The sequence below is a fragment of the Paenibacillus sp. RUD330 genome (assembly GCF_002243345.2).
In the GTDB taxonomy this organism is placed as follows: Bacteria; Bacillota; Bacilli; order Paenibacillales; family Paenibacillaceae; genus Paenibacillus_O.
This window is the reverse complement of record NZ_CP022655.2, coordinates 848,345-863,743: the sequence shown is the minus strand read 5'-3', so window position 1 is coordinate 863,743 and position 15,399 is coordinate 848,345. Positions and strand designations below refer to the sequence as shown.

Sequence of the window (15,399 nt, the reverse complement as noted above, 5' to 3'; positions counted from 1 at the left end):
ATTGTAAGCGTTATCTAAATGGAATTTCAACCTATCTTCGTCCAATCTTATCGGAATGAACATAGACTTCAAGGGGGTGGCTGCAGGCGTTGATCACTATCTTAATACACGTAAATATTTTTTATTAAGGCTGCAACCACACTCGGTTTGCGGTTGTTATTCTAGTGTTGGACACTACATAATGGAGGCTGATTTAGTATGTATCGTAATGCAAGGATCATCGGCATCTTCTGGAGCATTTTATTCGCAGCGGCTTTGGTATTCGGTTCCTTGAGCTCGCCGTTGTCGGCAGCCTCGGCTGATGGAGCCAAAACATCAGCGCCTCCCCAGATGTTCTCCACCTTTGGACTTTACGAAGGCTACACTTATCTCGGCTACGGCAACGAATCCATCTATTCCGAAAAAGGCGTCATCACTTTGACGGCCATGACTCAAGCCAAAACGACGGTTCCCGAATTAGGCGCTACTTTCCAGCTGCAAAAATGGACGGGAACCCAATGGATCGATTCGGGGGTCCTTACGACGCTCAGCTCCAAGGACACGAACGTCTTCCAGAACTCCGTCCTCCGCACCGGAGATACGGGCTATTACTTCCGCGGCAAGATCGTGCATTTCGTCAAAAATGGCAACGTGACTGAACAAGCCTCCGCCTATACGGCTAACCTTCTCTGCAGCTGAATCGACTTCTTTCATCCATAACAAAAATAAGCGGAGTTCGAGTGAACGGCTCCGCTTTTCTTAATTGAGGCTTTGAGGCTGATCTTCTTGATGATCAGAACGCTACCAACAACGAGAGGGGATTGACTGCGTATGTTTGAACTGATTAGAGACGTCGTGAACGAGTGGGATCCCTTTAATCTGTTGCGATCATATTGCTGTCCTCCCGACGAATACAAGCACGAGATAAGAGCCATCGTATGCCATATTCACGACAACATCACCGCCGAAGAGCTTTCCTTCCGCATCAGCGCCATCTTCAGCAACCACTTTGGAGAGAACGAAAAATGCAAGGGCACTCTGCGCGTCGCCCAAAAAATAATTGAAGCATTAAGGCAACAAGACTTGCTGTCTCGACGGCGTCCCGGCTCCATGCCTTACAATCCCCTGTCCTCTCAGTAGGCCTGCTCGGCAATGCTCGTAATATCCTCCGGAGAAAGCACTCCGTATATCAAGATGAACAAGTTGCTTTTCATGTATTCCAGGCTTGAAATACCATCTTTTTCAGAATGAAAAAGATAAGCATTGCTGCCGCCGATTTTAATTTCCCGAATGCCGTCAAGCCCCCCGCCTGTCGTAACCAATTCACCGGCCCTGACGTTTCGCACCGTGACCGTAAATATTTTGCCCTCGCTGCTGCTATAGGTAATTGTCGCGCTGTCCGACTTGCCTTTTTTGCTGCTTAGGATGATGGCTTCTTTCAGCTCGTATCCGTCAGGGACATAATTCATTGCGGGGAGCTCCATATCCGCATGCGCTTTCGCATCCGCCAGGCTGTGGAAGCTTTGCTGCTCGGTTGTTCCGCCCGACTCATCGACGCTGCCCTCCGGCCCTGAATGCTCCGGAGGGGGCGCCGTTTTCGGTTCGACCGCATTGTCGCCGCCGGATCCGAAGATCAGCTTCACGACGTCGTCCTGGATGGACTTGACCGCATGGAAAAAAGGGAAAGCCTGCGATTTGACGGGGCCGCCAAGCAGGACCGCCCCAACCAGAAACGATGCTGCGATGTAAGGAAGCACCTTCATCCGGGAACGCCTCTTTGCCCTGCGTCCGAGCTGCTTCTTGACCTTCATCCAGGATATCTCCGGATCGGGCACGAATTCATGCTTGCCGGAGGCCTCGGCTATCGCCCGATCGAACATCAGGTCGAATTCTTCGTCGCTTTTCATTTTTCCGCCCCCCATTCCTTCAAAAATCTCTTCCTCATCGCTTCCCTCACCCGGAAAAGCTTGTATTTCACCGCTTCTTCCGTCGTGTCCAGCCTGAGGGCGATTTCCTTGTAGCTGAGGTCCCGCTTCCAGCGAAGCTCGATCAAGGATTTGTATTCGGGCTTGATGTCCTCGAGATACTTCTCCAGAGCCTCTATCATAAGCTTGAGCTCGATTTGGCTTTCGATGTCGCCTGCTTCCGTCGCGTAAACGGGGCTTTCGTTAATGTAAACATGATCCGAATCCATTTCGTTGCGGTTTTTTTTCGATTTTTTGAAAAAATCATAAACCGTATTTTTTACGACAACATGAATCCACGCCTTCAGCTTGGCTTCGTTTTCCGCCGCCGGCCTTTTCTTGATCACCTTGAGGAAGGAAATCTGGATGATGTCCTCCGCCGTCGCATGATCCTTGACCATGTAGATGATAGGAGCATAAACAAGTTTATAATATTCCATATATATCTCTCTTTGGAGATCCGGGTTCAAAGCAACAAAATCGGCTGTAGCGATGAAAAAGAGTTTGCTTTCCATTACTGCCACGTTCCCCCATGTAAGAATAGTCAGCCTGACCATGAAGATAATAATTCGAATAAAATTCCAGATTTATTGAATAATAAATTGAAAACTCGACATTTCCCGTGTTTGTTTCCTTCTATGTCCATGAACAGAATACCTTCCGAGGCGGCTGAAATGGACCCTCTCCAACTCAAAAAAACCTGTCCCTTCGGACAGGCTTTCTAAAACGAAACAGATGGCTCGGCCGGAAACCCGGCTTGCGAAGGCCGCTCAGAAATCCGCCGCCACCCGGAAGCCGGCATTGCCCATGGAGCTGTCCGGCGTATTGGAGCTGCGGGCCGCTGCGCGGTACCGGTTGCAGTAGGAGCGGTGGCATAGGTAGGAGCCGCCCCGCATGGATTTTTTGCCGCTATCCTCCGCATAGAAGGGATTGGCCTCCTTCGTCTGGCGATGGTAATCGGGGGTGAACCAATCCCCGCACCATTCCCACACATTTCCGGCCATATTGTACAAGCCGTATCCGTTGGGAAGGTAGGCATGGACGGGAGCGGTTCCGACATAACCGTCGCTGGCATTGTTTTTGACAGGGAATTTCCCTTGCCAGATGTTGCAGCGATGTTCTCCATCCGGCTTCAGCAGATCTCCCCATGGATAAGTTCTGCCTTCAAGACCGCCGCGGGCGGCGTATTCCCACTCCGCCTCGCTGGGAAGCCTCGTGCCGGACCACGAACAGAACGCCTGCGCGTCATTCCAGGATACATGCACGACAGGATGGTCGCCGCGATCCCGGATCGCCGAATCCGGCCCCTCCGGCGCCCGCCAGCTGGCTCCCTCCACGACCAGCCACCAGGGAACGCCGGCCGGAACACGGCTGACCCGGCTTCCGGTCTGTTCGGATACGAGCAGCTGGAACACGAACGACCAGCCGAACGCCTCCGCCTCCGTGACATATCCGGTCTCGCGGACAAAGGCTTCGAACTGGGCATTGGTGACCGCATAAGGCGCGATTCGAAAAGGATCGAGCGCCACGCTCCGCGCCGGACCCTCTCCGTCGGCAGGAAATCCGTCCCTCGCATCGTTCCCCATCCGGAAGCTGCCGCCAGGAAGAGGCACAAGCTGCCGGCGCACCTCGGCGGCTTCGTCGCGGGCTTCAGTTGGCTCCGCAAAATTTCGGCAGGCGTCGGCTGAAAGGCCTTCCGCAGCGTCCGGTACGGAAGCCTGTCCGTCCATTGGAGCTGCTCCGGACGGCTCATCGGTCAGAGGCGACACTCGGGAGAGGCTGCGAGCCGCCTCTACTCTGTCCCTATCTCCTGCGCAGCAGCATGAATCCATCCCTGCTATCCCCTTTCCAAGCTCATTGCCTTCATCATACTGCAATCCGAGGCACCTGTCCTTTACCGGCCACAAAAAAATTGACAAAGCAGCTTGCTGTAATCATAATGGTTACAACTGCGTCCGGAGCTATGATTCCGCCTCAAGTAAGCGGTCGCGTTTGGTCGATTCGGCGTCGGGAATAATGGAATACGAACCTATTCGAGGAGGATACAAGCATGAGAATCGGTATTATCGGAGCCAGCGGCAAGGCAGGCAGCCTCATCGCCCAAGAAGCAGCCAACAGGGGACATCAGGTGACCGCAATCGTGCGGGACGCATCCAAAGTCAAAAACCTATCGCTCCAGATGCTGGAAAAGGAAGTGTTTGACCTGCAGCCGGAAGACCTCCGCCCGTTCGATGTCGTCGTCAATGCCTTCGGCGCCGCTCCAGGCCAGGAGCATCTCCACGTGGAAGCAGGCAACAAGCTGATCGAGCTGCTGAAAGGGAGCGATACCCGGCTGATCGTCGTCGGCGGCGCAGGCAGCCTGTTCGTCGATGAAGCCCATGCGACCCGCCTGATGGATACGCCGGAGTTCCCCCAGGAATATTACGCGACTGCCTCCAATCAAGGAAAGAATCTGACCGATCTGCAGCAGTCGGAGGGTGTGGACTGGACGTTCATCAGCCCGGCCGCCTTCTTCCATGCGGAGGGCAAACGCACGGGCTCCTATCGGAAAGGCGGCGACCGCCTGACGGTCAACGCCAAAGGAGACAGCTACATCAGCTATGCGGATTACGCAATCGCGCTCGTAGATGAAATCGAGAGTCCCGCCCATCGCGGCGAGCGCTTCTCGCTCGTCGGCGAAGCGGAGTAAGGAACGGGAACGGCCAGCGGAGATCGGCGTCGGCCCCGCTCAGCAGCCAAGCCAGCCGGAAGCATCCGGCTGGCTTGTTTTTTTTGACTATGCGACGGAAACATGCCGTCTCTCCCCGTTCAATCCTCCGGAAAAACAGGCGCCTGCTTCAGAAACGACCTCGCTTCCCGGTCCGCCTCAAATGCCGAGGCGCCGTCGTACCGGAGCGAGCCGGAATCCGCGAACCCATGCTGCGCATTGAAGATGCGGCTGGTCACCTGCTCCATGCCCGCCATCGACGCGCTGAGCTCCTGGACGTCGAAGCCAGGCTCCTGCTCCGCCCATAAGAGGAGCACCGGACAACGGGGCTCCAAGCCGGCGTGCTCGCGGATCCGGGAACCGTAGTAGCAGACCGCTCCGTCAGCCGCTCCTTCGACAGCGGCGCACAGCCAGGCGGCGGAAGCGCCGACGCTGAAGCCGACGAGCAGGACGCGGCCGCTCCGCTCCCTCAACCTGCGCAGCAAGGGAAGAAGCCGATCACGCGCGCCCTCGGCACCGACCGTGGAATGGTAGTGGCGGTAGGCTTCCTCGGCTTCCGCATATGAAAATGTCCGTCCGCCCAGAAGATCGGGCATCAGCGTGTCGTACCCTTGGGCCTCCAGCGCAGCGGCCGTCTCCTTGATGTGGCGGTTTACTCCGTAAATTTCGTGAAGGACGACGACAACGGTTTTACCGTCCACGGGCTCTTTCCCCCTTCCTTTTTCGCCGCTTGACCACGGAGCCGAGGAAACGGCGCCATGATTCAAGGACAGCTGATTGCTTGGCAAGCAGCGTTCCAGCAGGCTCCCGGCCTTCCCGCAAAGAAAAAAGCGCTGCCTTCGAGAGAAGGCGCTGCCACTTGTTTCAGTCGCGTTCGGATGAAAAGAAGAGCGATGAAAACGAGCATCGCTTTGCTTGAGTCCACTTTGAGCTTCGCCAAATCCATCATTTCCGTCGGAGGATGGAGGAAGAAGATATCCATGTAATAGCAGTTGACAAGAGCAGCCGCAACAAGTTTCTTTACCATAAGGAATCCCGCTTTTCTATCCATTGAGATAGAGCCAGATTAACATGCCTTCCAACTAATTCCAATGACTGAAATTCATAGTTGCAAAAAGAACATTTGTTCCTATAAAATGAAGGGGACAAAAAAACATGGAGAAAGAGGTGGGGATCATGAGTATGGATACAGCCCTGCTGGTCATCGATGTCCAAAACGGCATGTTCGAGGAGCCTGAACCGATGCATGACGGACCCGGCTTGCTTCAGCGCATTCAAGGCCTCATCGAGAAAGCCAAAGCCGGTAATGCGCCCGTCATCTATGTCCAGCATAATGAAGACGAAGGCTATCCTTTGGCGGCCGGCAGCCACGGATGGGGCATCCACCCTCGGATCGCGCCGACAGCCGGGGAGCCGACGATCCAGAAGCATGTCCCCGACGCTTTCCAGAACACGGACCTGCAGGAGGTGCTCACGCGGCTTGGAGTCGGTCGACTGGTCATCGCCGGCCTCCAGACCGACATGTGCATTGCGGCCACGGCCAAGGGAGCCCATGACCGCGGCTATGAGGTGGCCGTCGTGAAGGACGGGCACAGCACCTGGGACCAGGGCGGAGAGAGCGCAATCCAGATCATCGGCCGCTACAACGATGAGTTTCGCTCGTTCGCGGGCAATCCCGAAGCCTCCGAGGTCGATTTCCGCTCCGCATAGCGGAGCCGATTCCCCGACAGAGCCATGGTCAGCTGCTGGAATCAGCTCCAAAAAAAGACCAGCCGCCTCCGGCTGGTCTTTTCAGGCTTATCCTTCCTGCTTATCCTTCCTACTTATCCTTCCTACTTATCCTTCCGGCTCATCCTTCCGGCTGCTCCTTCAGGCTCGCCCCAACGCCGGCCTTCCGCTTCAGGATACCTTTTCCCGCTCATCCTCCAGCGGCGCAGGCTGAAGGACGCGGCTGCGGCGGCCGTCAAGGCCGACCGGAACGTCGCCCGCTACGGTCACCCGCCTGACGACGCGATGCTGGCTGCCGTAATCGTTGACGGCGTAATGCTGGGTGGCGCGGTTATCCCAGATGGCGACGTCTCCGGGAGCCCAGCGCCAGCGCACCGTATTTTCCAGCCTCGTCACATGCTCCTGCAGAATGGCAAGGAGCCGGTCGGAATCCGCCGTTTTGAACCCTGCGATCCGCTTCACGAAGTGGCCCAGCAGCAGATGGCGCTCGCCAGTCTCCGGATGAACCCGGACGACCGGATGCTCGGTTTCATAGACCGTCGAGGCGAACACCTCGCGATGCCGGCGTATCTGCTCGGCCGTCACATCCCGGCGCACAGCCGCATAATCGTAGGCATTGCTGTGGATCGCCCGCAGGCTGTTGGCCAGCTCCTGCAGCTCCGGCGTCAGATCGTTGTAGGCCGCCGCCGTATTGGCCCATACCGTATCTCCTCCGGCAGGAGGCACGACAACCGCCCTCAGGACGGATGCCTTGGGATAGGCATCCACGAAGGTCACGTCGGTATGCCAGGAGTTGGCGCGGCCGCCATGCTCGGAATCCAGCTCAAGGACCGCATTCGTGCCGTTTTTGACCGGTACGGTCGGGTGGGCGTACAAGCCGCCCAGAAGCTTCGCGAACGCCTCCTGGCCCGCATCGTCCAGGTGGCTCTGCCCGCGGAAGAACAGCACCTTGTAGGAGAGCAGGGCTTCCTCGACGGCTTTCAGCTCATCTCCTTGCAGGCCTCCGGACAGCCTGATGCCTCTGACCTCCGCTCCGATCCTTCCTGCCGCCGGCACTATCTCCAGCTGAACCTCTTCGTTTTGAACGGCTTCGCTCATGTTCTTTTTCCTCCTTGGCGGCAATGCCGCGATATAGGATCCATTTCCTGCATTCGGTATCCGAGAATGCTTGCCCCGATTGTCGGCGTAGAGCTCCAAGCAATGCGATCGATACCCGTCCTTATTTGAGCGCCTCGATGACGAAAGAGTCATTGACGGCAGACTTGAAGTCCGCCTTCTGCTTCAAGAACTGGTTCTGCAGCAGGATTCCCGCCGACTCTTCCTGAGCCTGAAGCGACTCCGGCGTATAGGCGGACAGCTTGGCCGCGCTGCGCGAGAGCACCTGCTTGATGATGCCGGCCGGAATCTTCGTCTGTGCGGCATACAGCCCGGCAGCCTCGTCGAGGTTGTCATTCTGCCATTTGACCGCCTTGTCGTACTGCTTCAGGAACTCCACGACCAGATCGGGATGCTTCTTCGCGAATTCCGTATGCGCGATCATGGACACCGGGGCGTAAATCTCTGCTTTCGCATCCAGCACGCTCGCTTTTTTCTGCTGCACGTTCAGGGTCACATAAGGATCGATCGTCACCCAGGCGTCCAGCTTGCCGGCCTCGAAGGCCGCCTGCCCATCGTCAAACTGAAGATTGATGATCTTGACATCCTGCTGGGTCAAGCCGGCTGCCTGCAGCACCTTGATGAGATACACATGAGAGGTCGTCCCTTTGGCGGCGCCGACCGTCTTCCCCTTCAGATCCTGGACGGAGGCGATCGGACTGCCCGCCGGGACGAGAATGGTGTTCAGGTTTTTCCCTTCGCTGATCAGTCCGACCACCTCGAAAGGAAGCTTGTTGGCGACCCCCGATATGGCGGCTCCATCGCCGAGCCAGCTGAGATCCACCCGCCCGGAGACCAGCGATTCCAGCAGCGGCGGACCGCTGGTGAACTTGCTCCAGGCCGCCTCCGCATGATGGGACTTGAAAGCTTCGTCCAGCCATCCCTTCTCCTGGGCGATGATAAGCGGACTGAGTCCTCCGTTGAGGGCGATATGGACCTTGACCGGCTCGCCGCCCTGCTCGGGGGCTTCAGCCGCTGCCGCTTTCCCTTGTCCGGCGGAAGCCTGCGTATTCGAATCGCCGCCGCCGCATCCCGCGAGAGCCAGGCCCAGCACGATCGCCGCGGCGACCGCGATGCCGGCTGTACGGTTTCTCTTCATGTTCTCTGCCCCTCTCCCCGGTTCTTGAGCCGTTCTCTCTCTATCTCCGCTTATTCCGCACGCTGCTCGCTCACCAAGGCCGGTCGCCCGCGATGGACACCCGTTCCGCCACCCTGCGGTCAGGGAAGTAATCGGAAGCCGCATAGTGCTGCGTCGCCCGGTTGTCCCACAGCGCGATGGAATCCGGCTCCCAGCGGAACCTGACCTGATACTCGGGAACATGGGCCTGCCGGAACAGGAAGCCCAGCAGACGCTCGCTCTCCTCCTCGGCAAGCCCGATGATGCGGACCGTGAACGCAGCGTTGACGAACAGGGTCTTGCGTCCGGTCTCCGGATGCGTCCGGACGACAGGATGCTCGGCGGCGGGGAATTCCTCCTGCTTGGCGGCCAGCACCTCGGGCGTCATGAACCTGCCGAAGGAAGGGGTGAAGTCATGGATCGCGGACAGCCCGTCGATCCTCTGCTTGATTTCCTCCGGCAGGTTGTCATAGGCAGCCCCCATGTCCGCCCAGAGCGTATCTCCCCCTAGCGGCGGCACCTCCGACAGGCGCAGGACCGAGCCGAGAGCAGGCTCCAGCCGCCAGGTCACATCCGTATGCCATACATTTTCGTTGCCGGTCATCGTGGCGTCCTTCTCGAATCGGGTAATCTCGTCCGCGCTTCCCTTCGGCAGGAAGGGATGCTTCTCCAGCTCCCCCCATTCCCGGGCGAATGCCAGCTGCTGCTCGCCCGTAATCGGCTGATCGCGGAAGAACAGCACCTTCCACTCCAAAAACGCGCGCTGGAGCTCGGCTTTGACGTCAGGCTCCAGCGGTGCAGCCAGATTCACGCCTTCGATCTCGGCTCCGATGATCGGGCCAAGCGGCTTCAGCGTGAACAGCGTGTACGGCCGCTCTCCGGCCAAGCCATCCTGCTGCCGGCGAAGCTCTCTTGCTCCCGCACGGAATTCGCGGGACGGAACATAATGGCGGGAAGACGGAATGGTCTGGCTCATGAACCAACCTCCTGAAATGAGTATTTGTATTCCTACCTGAATTCTTGGTATTTGCATCAAAAAAAAAACGGGACGTCCCAAGAGTTCAAGCCGATGCGGGCCTGAATCTCTGGGCGTCCAGTCGATTCAATGAAAGATGAGAGGCTATCCAGAAAATGGTTCACCGAATGATTCCCCATTCAGCCTGTGGATTGAGCAAATCTTATCAGCATGCCGCCAAAGCTGTCAACCCTCATTTTCCCAGCTTTCGGCAGCGGCATCCGGCACCGCCGGGCGGATCATCCTCAGCAGCAGCCCGATCGTCTCCTTGGTCGCCGGCGCATATCCCCGCATATCCAGCAGCATCAGGTTCTGGATCAGCGTGCCGAGCAAAGTGGCCAGCTGCATGGGATCGCCAGGCATGACCGAGCCGTCCTCCTGTCCTTCGCGGATCAGCTCCACCAGCAGCTGGAGGCTGCCGTTGGCTCTTTCCAGAATGACCGCTTTGTCATCAGCCGGAAGCAGATCCGTGAACAATGCCTGCAGCAGCACCAGATACATGTCCGGGCTTCCGCCGCTGGGCAAGGATCGTTCCGCCAAGCAGCGGAATTTGTCCTCCGCGCTGCCTGGCATGGAGATCGTTTCCCGCAGGACAACGCCATAGCCGAGCTGTCCCTGTTCGATGACGGCGAGCAGAATCTCGTCCTTGGACTTGAAGTAATTATAGACATGCCCCTGGCTTAGCTTCGCTCCGGCGGCGATGTTAGTGTAACCGATCCCTCCAGGCATGAGAAGAAGACGGGAAGCTGAGCCCTTCTCAATTCCCACTATCCCAATCGGTTATTGACAGCCCGGAATCCCCGATGCTAAGATGAGCCACAACCACAAGTTGAATGCTTGATCAGCCTGTGAAGGAATCGACCGGAGCGACTGGAGATTCGGCATGCCTATCCATTGCTGCCGGTCTCTTTTTTTTCGCCTTGCCTCAAAAAAGCAGAAGGGGAGGAAGCATGCATGCCACCTGTAGTGGAGATAAGAGGAGTCAGCAAAACGTTCCGGGGCGGCCATGCCGATACGCATGTGCTGGACCGCGTAAACCTGACCGTCCGGCAAGGAGACTTCACGACCTTGATCGGACCCAGCGGCTGCGGCAAGAGCACGCTGCTGAAGATCGTCGCCGGGTTGGATGCCGATTACGAGGGCGAAGTGCTGCTGGAAGGGGAGGCGGTCCGCAGCCCGTCCCAGGAGAAGGGAGTCATTTTCCAGGAGCATCGCCTCTTCCCCTGGCTGACGGCGGAGCAGAACATCGCGGCCGACCTGTCCCTCCGCAATGCCGATGTCCGCAGGCGGACCGACGAGCTGATCGCTCTCGTCAAGCTCGGCGGCTTCGAGAAAGCCTACCCCCGCCAGCTGTCGGGAGGCATGTCGCAGCGGGTCGCCATCGCGCGGGCTCTGCTGCGGCAGCCGAAGGCGCTGCTGCTCGACGAGCCCTTCGGCGCGCTGGACGCCTTCACGAGAGCTCATCTTCAGGAAGCCCTTCTGGATATTTGGCAGACCCGCAAAACCTCGATGCTGCTGGTCACGCATGATATCGACGAGGCCGTGTTCCTCTCGACCCGCGTCGTCGTCATGGACACGAAGCCCGGCCGCATCAAGGCTTCCGTACCGATCGACCTGCCCTATCCGCGCTCGCGCGCCAGCCGCTCCTTCACGGAGCTGCGGACGGCCGTGCTGGGCCATCTGGAGCATAGGCAGGAGCAGGAAGCCTACAGCATTTGAGCCCTCTTTGACGGCTATACAAAAGGAAATCCAGCCGTCATGGCAGCGGAACGCCCATTCGAAAAGGAAGGTGATGTCCCCATGTCCGTATCCCTGACAGCTCCGGAGCCCGCCCTGGAAGCGAAGCCTGCGGCTCTCCGGCGCAGCCGCCGCGGCGTCTTCCTGCGGGGCGCCGTTCTTCCAGCCTTGATCGTCGCCGTCTGGCAATGGCTCAGCTCCGCCGGACTGATCTCGGAGCAGCTGTTCTCCTCGCCCTGGCTTATCCTCAAGCAGTATGCCGCGCTGGCCCGATCGGGCGAGCTGCCGCATCATCTGCGGATCAGCCTCATCCGGGCTTCGCTCGGCTTCCTGCTCGGCGGCGGCGCCGGCCTCCTGCTCGGCCTGTTCGTCGGCATGTACCGCCGCTTCGAGGAGGTCGTCAATCCGACCGTGCAGATGCTTCGCACCGTGCCGCTGCTGGCGATTACGCCGCTGTTCATCATGTGGTTCGGCTTTGGGGAGCTGTCCAAGGTGCTGCTCATTTCGCTAGGGGCTTTCTTTCCGCTCTACGTGAACACGTTCCTCGGCGTCCGCAATGTCGACGCCAAGCTGTTCGATGTGGCGCGGGTGCTGGAGTTCAGCCGCTATCGCCAGATGACCCGGCTCGTGCTGCCCGCGGCGCTGCCGAACATCCTGCTCGGCATCCGGCTCTCGCTCAGCATCGCCTGGCTCTGCCTCGTCGTCGCGGAGCTGCTCGGCGCCGACAGCGGAGTCGGTTATATGATCCAGGACGCGCGCGCCTTCATGGCGACGGATGTCGTGTTCGTCGGCATCACGATTTTCGCCCTTGTCGGGAAGCTGTCGGATTCCCTGGTCCAATTTCTCGAGAGGAGGCTGCTCCGCTGGCAGGACAGCTATAAAGGCTGAGGTCCCTCCCGCATCGTGCAGCAATCCAAGCAAAAAGCGTCCCGAAGGACGCTTCGACGCGGCTGCCGCCATGGAGCGGGAGCCGCTTCATTCTTTTCCTTGGACGAGATAGGTCAGATCCGACGCCGCGCTCGGGTAAGCGAACAGGACCGAGGAAATGTCCTTGCCCGTCAAGCCGAAACGGATTGCGGCCGCGAAATGGTTCACCAGCTCGTCCGCCGTGCTTCCGAGCAGATGGGCGCCAAGCACTTTGCCCGAATCCGCGTCGAGGATGACCTTCATCATCGCCGCTTGCTCGTTGGTCCGCTTGTACGTGTACCATGAAGACGCGTCCAGCTTGTTCACGGCCGCGTTCAAGCCCCGCTCCTGCGCCTGCTTCTCCGAGAGGCCCACCGACGCCAGCTTGGGCACCGTAAAGACGACGGTCGGCACCCCGCGGTAGTCCGGCTCCTCGCGGCTGCCCTGCAGCATGTTGCGGGCCGCGGCGGCGGACTCCACCGAGGATATCGGGGTCAGCGGAGGACCTTCGGTATCCGCGCAGTCGCCGGCCGCGTAGACGCGCGGATTGCTGACGCTCTGCAGCCAAGGGTGGACCTTGATTCCGGCGCCGCCTCCCTCCACGGAACCCCGGCGCAGCTCCAGATCCTCCACGTTGGCGATGCGGCCGGCTCCGTGCACGGCAAGTCCGCAGGCGAGCTTGACGGGCTTTCCGTCCTTTTGGGCGTGGACCGTCAGGCCGCCTCCCGGCTCCCTTGTCACCGACTGTACCGCCGCTTCCAGATGGATATCGACGCCGATCGCCTCCGTCGCTTGGACGAGGCGATCGGCCAGATCCGGATCGAAGCCGCTCAGCGGCCTTTTCCCCCGATGCAGGATATGGACCTTCGCTCCCGCACGGGCCGCCATATGGGCGAACTCGAACGAGATATAGCCGCCGCCGATGAACACGATCTCCTCGGGCAGCTCCTCCAGCTCCAGGAAATCGTCGCTTGTCGCGAGCAGCTCCCCGCCCTCGATTCCGAGCGGGGCAGGCCGCGCTCCCGTTGCAAGAAGGATATGGCGGCCCTTCAGCTTGGCATCGCCGACCTCGATGATGTCCTCCGCCGCAAACTTCGCCGTACCCTTCCACACCTCGATGCCCGCTTCGCGGAATTCCTTCTCCCTGGATTCCGGCACGCCTTCAATAAAACCGTTCTTGAAAGCCATCAGCTCCGGCCAAGAGATGGAGACATCGCCTGTTGCTCCCTTGCCTTTCATCCGGCGGTTCCAATCGACCAGCTCCGCCGCCCCGGCCAGCACCTTCTTGGGATCGCAGCCGCGCAGGGCGCAGGTGCCTCCCAAAGGGCGGTTCTCGACGAGAGCGACCTTCCACCCCGCCTCCCGGCAGCGATGGGCAGCCGAAGCTCCAGCCGTTCCGCTTCCGACCACGACCAGATCGTATTCATGCGTCCCTGTGCTCATGATTCCCTTCCTCCTCTCGCTTCGCCCGCAAAATCAGCCTTCTCCGGCCGCCCGCCGGATCGATCTCCGCTCCAGAGCCAGCAGCAGCTGGTTGACCGTGATCGCCAGCAGCGCGACAAGCACGGTTCCCCATACCATTTTGGGCACGGAGTTCTGGTACAGTCCCTCGAAAAGGATGACGCCGAGCCCGCCCGCATTGATCCAGGCGGCGATCGTCGCGATGCCGATGATCGACAGCGAGGCGATCCGCACTCCGCCCAGAATGACGGGCAGCGCGAGCGGCAGCTCGATCCGCGTGAACAGCCGCCAGCGGCCGAAGCCCGCGCCGGCCGCCGACTCGCGAACCGCCGGCTCGATGGAGCGGAAGCCCGAGATCACGTTGCGGATCAGCACCAGCTGGCTGTACAGGACAAGCGCGGCCAGCGCCGGCTGCTTGCCGAGCCCCAGCAGCGGAATCAGCAACGCGAACATGCCGAGGCTCGGGATGGCGTACACGATCCCGAGCACCGCCAAGACCGGCACGGCGATGCGGCCATGCCGGGACAGCCAGTAGCCTGCGGGCAGCGCGATCAGCAGCGCGATCGCCAGCGCCGAGGCCGACAGGAGCAGATGCTCCCAGAGGCCTTTCAGCAGATCGTCATAATGTCTCCGCAAATACTCCGACATCGGCTCCCCCCTCCCGAGGCTGCGGCTGAAGCCGGGCAAGCGTCAGCCGGCCCGCAGCATCCCCTCGCTCATCCACCACGACCGCCTCGGATGCTCCATGCCTCAGCATCAGCTCCAGCGCCGACTTCAAGCTGTCGGTGCGCCGGACGGACGGTGCCGGCTCCGGCGGCAGCGATCCGTCGGAGAGAGGAAGCATCCGATCCTCCGCCTTCAGCAGCTCCAGCAGCTGGAACAGATCGTCTCCTCCCGTCAGCTGGCGCACGAAGCCGGTCGCCGGGCGGGTCAGCAGCTCCAGCGGCGTCCCCGCCTGCTCGATCCGGCCTCCGTTCATGACGACGACGCGGTCGCCCAGCTTGAACGCCTCGCTGACGTCATGCGTGACGAACAGCACGGTGCGGCCGAGCCGCCGCTGGATGGCGAGCAGCTCATCCTGCAGCGAGCTGCGCGTGATGGCGTCGAGCGCTCCGAACGGCTCGTCCATGAGCAGCACCTTGGGATCGCCGGCCATCGCCCGGGCGATGCCGACGCGCTGCTGCTGGCCTCCGGAGAGCTGCCTCGGATACCGCTTGCGCATGTCCTCCGGCAGCTGGACGAGCTCCATAAGCTCCGATACGCGGGCGGAGACGCGCGATTTGTCCCAGCCGAGAATGTCCGGCACGGTCGAGATGTTCTGCTCCACCGTCATATGCGGGAACAGGCCCGTCTGCTGGATGACATAACCGATGCCGCGCCTGAGCTCCGTCGCCGGACGCTCCCGGATATCCTGCCCGAACAGCGTGATGCTGCCCGAGGTCGGCTCGATGATGCGGTTCACCATTTTCAGCAGCGTCGTCTTGCCTGAGCCGGATGTGCCGAGCAGCGTGACGAACGAGCCTTCCTCCACGGCAAGCGAGACGTCCCGGACCGCCGGCTCGGCGGCCCCGGGGTACAGCTTGCTCACCCCTTCGAATTTAAGCGCCAGTCCGTTCATGGCGATTCCCTC

Annotated in this window: 18 protein-coding genes; 6 read left to right on the top strand and 12 right to left on the bottom strand. The window is 59.8% G+C overall.

Annotated features, from left to right (window positions below; all coding sequences use genetic code 11):
* Positions 1-198 precede the first annotated feature (198 nt).
* Together CIC07_RS03930 and CIC07_RS03925 are read left to right on the top strand one after the other, a co-directional pair.
* A complete protein-coding gene (locus CIC07_RS03930) occupies positions 199-678 on the top strand; it encodes a hypothetical protein (RefSeq protein WP_076358628.1) in 480 nt (159 codons plus the stop codon).
* Between the two features lie 132 nt (positions 679-810).
* Complete coding sequence (locus tag CIC07_RS03925) at positions 811-1,119, top strand: DUF1871 family protein (protein ID WP_094248331.1); 309 nt, start codon at positions 811-813, stop codon at positions 1,117-1,119.
* Here the strand turns inward: CIC07_RS03925 and CIC07_RS03920 are convergent.
* The 3 genes from CIC07_RS03920 to CIC07_RS03910 form a co-directional block, all read right to left on the bottom strand.
* On the bottom strand, positions 1,113-1,886 hold the full coding sequence (locus CIC07_RS03920; RefSeq protein ID WP_076358626.1) for a DUF4367 domain-containing protein: 774 nt from the start codon (positions 1,884-1,886) through the stop codon (positions 1,113-1,115). The genes CIC07_RS03925 and CIC07_RS03920 overlap by 7 nt on opposite strands.
* The gene (locus CIC07_RS03915; RefSeq protein WP_234993033.1) at positions 1,883-2,383 is read right to left on the bottom strand and encodes an RNA polymerase sigma factor; all 501 of its coding nucleotides are present in this window, start codon (positions 2,381-2,383) and stop codon (positions 1,883-1,885) included. Before CIC07_RS03915 ends, CIC07_RS03920 begins: the two co-directional genes overlap by 4 nt.
* A gap of 330 nt (positions 2,384-2,713) precedes the next feature.
* Complete coding sequence (locus CIC07_RS03910; RefSeq protein ID WP_234993044.1) at positions 2,714-3,784, bottom strand: formylglycine-generating enzyme family protein; 1,071 nt, start codon at positions 3,782-3,784, stop codon at positions 2,714-2,716.
* Between the two features lie 209 nt (positions 3,785-3,993).
* Here CIC07_RS03910 and CIC07_RS03905 point away from each other — a divergent pair, with 209 nt between their 5' ends.
* A complete protein-coding gene (locus tag CIC07_RS03905) occupies positions 3,994-4,632 on the top strand; it encodes an NAD(P)-dependent oxidoreductase (protein ID WP_076358624.1) in 639 nt (212 codons plus the stop codon).
* 119 nt (positions 4,633-4,751) lie between these two features.
* On the opposite strand, the gene CIC07_RS03900 is transcribed toward CIC07_RS03905, so the two are convergent.
* Positions 4,752-5,351, bottom strand: a complete 600-nt coding sequence (locus tag CIC07_RS03900; protein ID WP_076358623.1) for a dienelactone hydrolase family protein — start codon at positions 5,349-5,351, stop codon at positions 4,752-4,754.
* A 62-nt stretch (positions 5,352-5,413) separates the two neighbouring features.
* Positions 5,414-5,677: a hypothetical protein gene (locus CIC07_RS03895; protein ID WP_157742015.1), complete on the bottom strand. Its 264-nt coding sequence runs from the start codon at positions 5,675-5,677 to the stop codon at positions 5,414-5,416.
* Between the two features lie 149 nt (positions 5,678-5,826).
* Here CIC07_RS03895 and CIC07_RS03890 point away from each other — a divergent pair, with 149 nt between their 5' ends.
* Positions 5,827-6,360 (top strand): cysteine hydrolase family protein, encoded by a 534-nt coding sequence (locus tag CIC07_RS03890; RefSeq protein WP_076358849.1) that lies wholly within the window; start codon positions 5,827-5,829, stop codon positions 6,358-6,360.
* A 189-nt stretch (positions 6,361-6,549) separates the two neighbouring features.
* Here CIC07_RS03890 and CIC07_RS03885 read toward each other — a convergent pair whose 3' ends face one another.
* The 4 genes from CIC07_RS03885 to CIC07_RS03870 all read right to left on the bottom strand — a co-directional run bounded on the left by CIC07_RS03885 (position 6,550) and on the right by CIC07_RS03870 (position 10,433).
* Positions 6,550-7,476: a TauD/TfdA dioxygenase family protein gene (locus CIC07_RS03885; protein ID WP_076358621.1), complete on the bottom strand. Its 927-nt coding sequence runs from the start codon at positions 7,474-7,476 to the stop codon at positions 6,550-6,552.
* 121 nt (positions 7,477-7,597) lie between these two features.
* Positions 7,598-8,632, bottom strand: coding sequence for an aliphatic sulfonate ABC transporter substrate-binding protein (locus CIC07_RS03880; protein ID WP_076358620.1), 1,035 nt, complete (start codon positions 8,630-8,632; stop codon positions 7,598-7,600).
* A 70-nt stretch (positions 8,633-8,702) separates the two neighbouring features.
* Entirely contained in the window at positions 8,703-9,626 is a 924-nt protein-coding gene (locus CIC07_RS03875) for a TauD/TfdA dioxygenase family protein (RefSeq protein ID WP_076358619.1), read from the bottom strand.
* A 225-nt stretch (positions 9,627-9,851) separates the two neighbouring features.
* Positions 9,852-10,433 carry a TetR/AcrR family transcriptional regulator gene (locus CIC07_RS03870; RefSeq protein WP_234993032.1) on the bottom strand — a complete coding sequence of 194 codons (582 nt, stop codon included), beginning with the start codon at positions 10,431-10,433 and terminating at the stop codon, positions 9,852-9,854.
* A gap of 186 nt (positions 10,434-10,619) precedes the next feature.
* Between CIC07_RS03870 and CIC07_RS03865 the strand changes: the two genes are divergently transcribed.
* Together CIC07_RS03865 and CIC07_RS03860 are read left to right on the top strand one after the other, a co-directional pair.
* Positions 10,620-11,384 carry an ABC transporter ATP-binding protein gene (locus CIC07_RS03865; protein WP_076358617.1) on the top strand — a complete coding sequence of 255 codons (765 nt, stop codon included), beginning with the start codon at positions 10,620-10,622 and terminating at the stop codon, positions 11,382-11,384.
* A gap of 81 nt (positions 11,385-11,465) precedes the next feature.
* The gene (locus tag CIC07_RS03860; RefSeq protein WP_076358616.1) at positions 11,466-12,290 is read left to right on the top strand and encodes an ABC transporter permease; all 825 of its coding nucleotides are present in this window, start codon (positions 11,466-11,468) and stop codon (positions 12,288-12,290) included.
* Positions 12,291-12,377: 87 nt separating this feature from the next.
* On the opposite strand, the gene CIC07_RS03855 is transcribed toward CIC07_RS03860, so the two are convergent.
* From CIC07_RS03855 to CIC07_RS03845, 3 genes are read right to left on the bottom strand one after another with little or no spacing between them, the layout of a single operon-like run.
* Positions 12,378-13,751, bottom strand: a complete 1,374-nt coding sequence (locus CIC07_RS03855) for a dihydrolipoyl dehydrogenase family protein (protein WP_076358615.1) — start codon at positions 13,749-13,751, stop codon at positions 12,378-12,380.
* 33 nt (positions 13,752-13,784) lie between these two features.
* Positions 13,785-14,417: an ABC transporter permease gene (locus CIC07_RS03850; protein WP_076358614.1), complete on the bottom strand. Its 633-nt coding sequence runs from the start codon at positions 14,415-14,417 to the stop codon at positions 13,785-13,787.
* The gene (locus CIC07_RS03845; protein ID WP_076358613.1) at positions 14,389-15,387 is read right to left on the bottom strand and encodes an ABC transporter ATP-binding protein; all 999 of its coding nucleotides are present in this window, start codon (positions 15,385-15,387) and stop codon (positions 14,389-14,391) included. The genes CIC07_RS03850 and CIC07_RS03845 overlap by 29 nt, the downstream gene beginning before the upstream one ends.
* Positions 15,388-15,399: the final 12 nt, after the last annotated feature.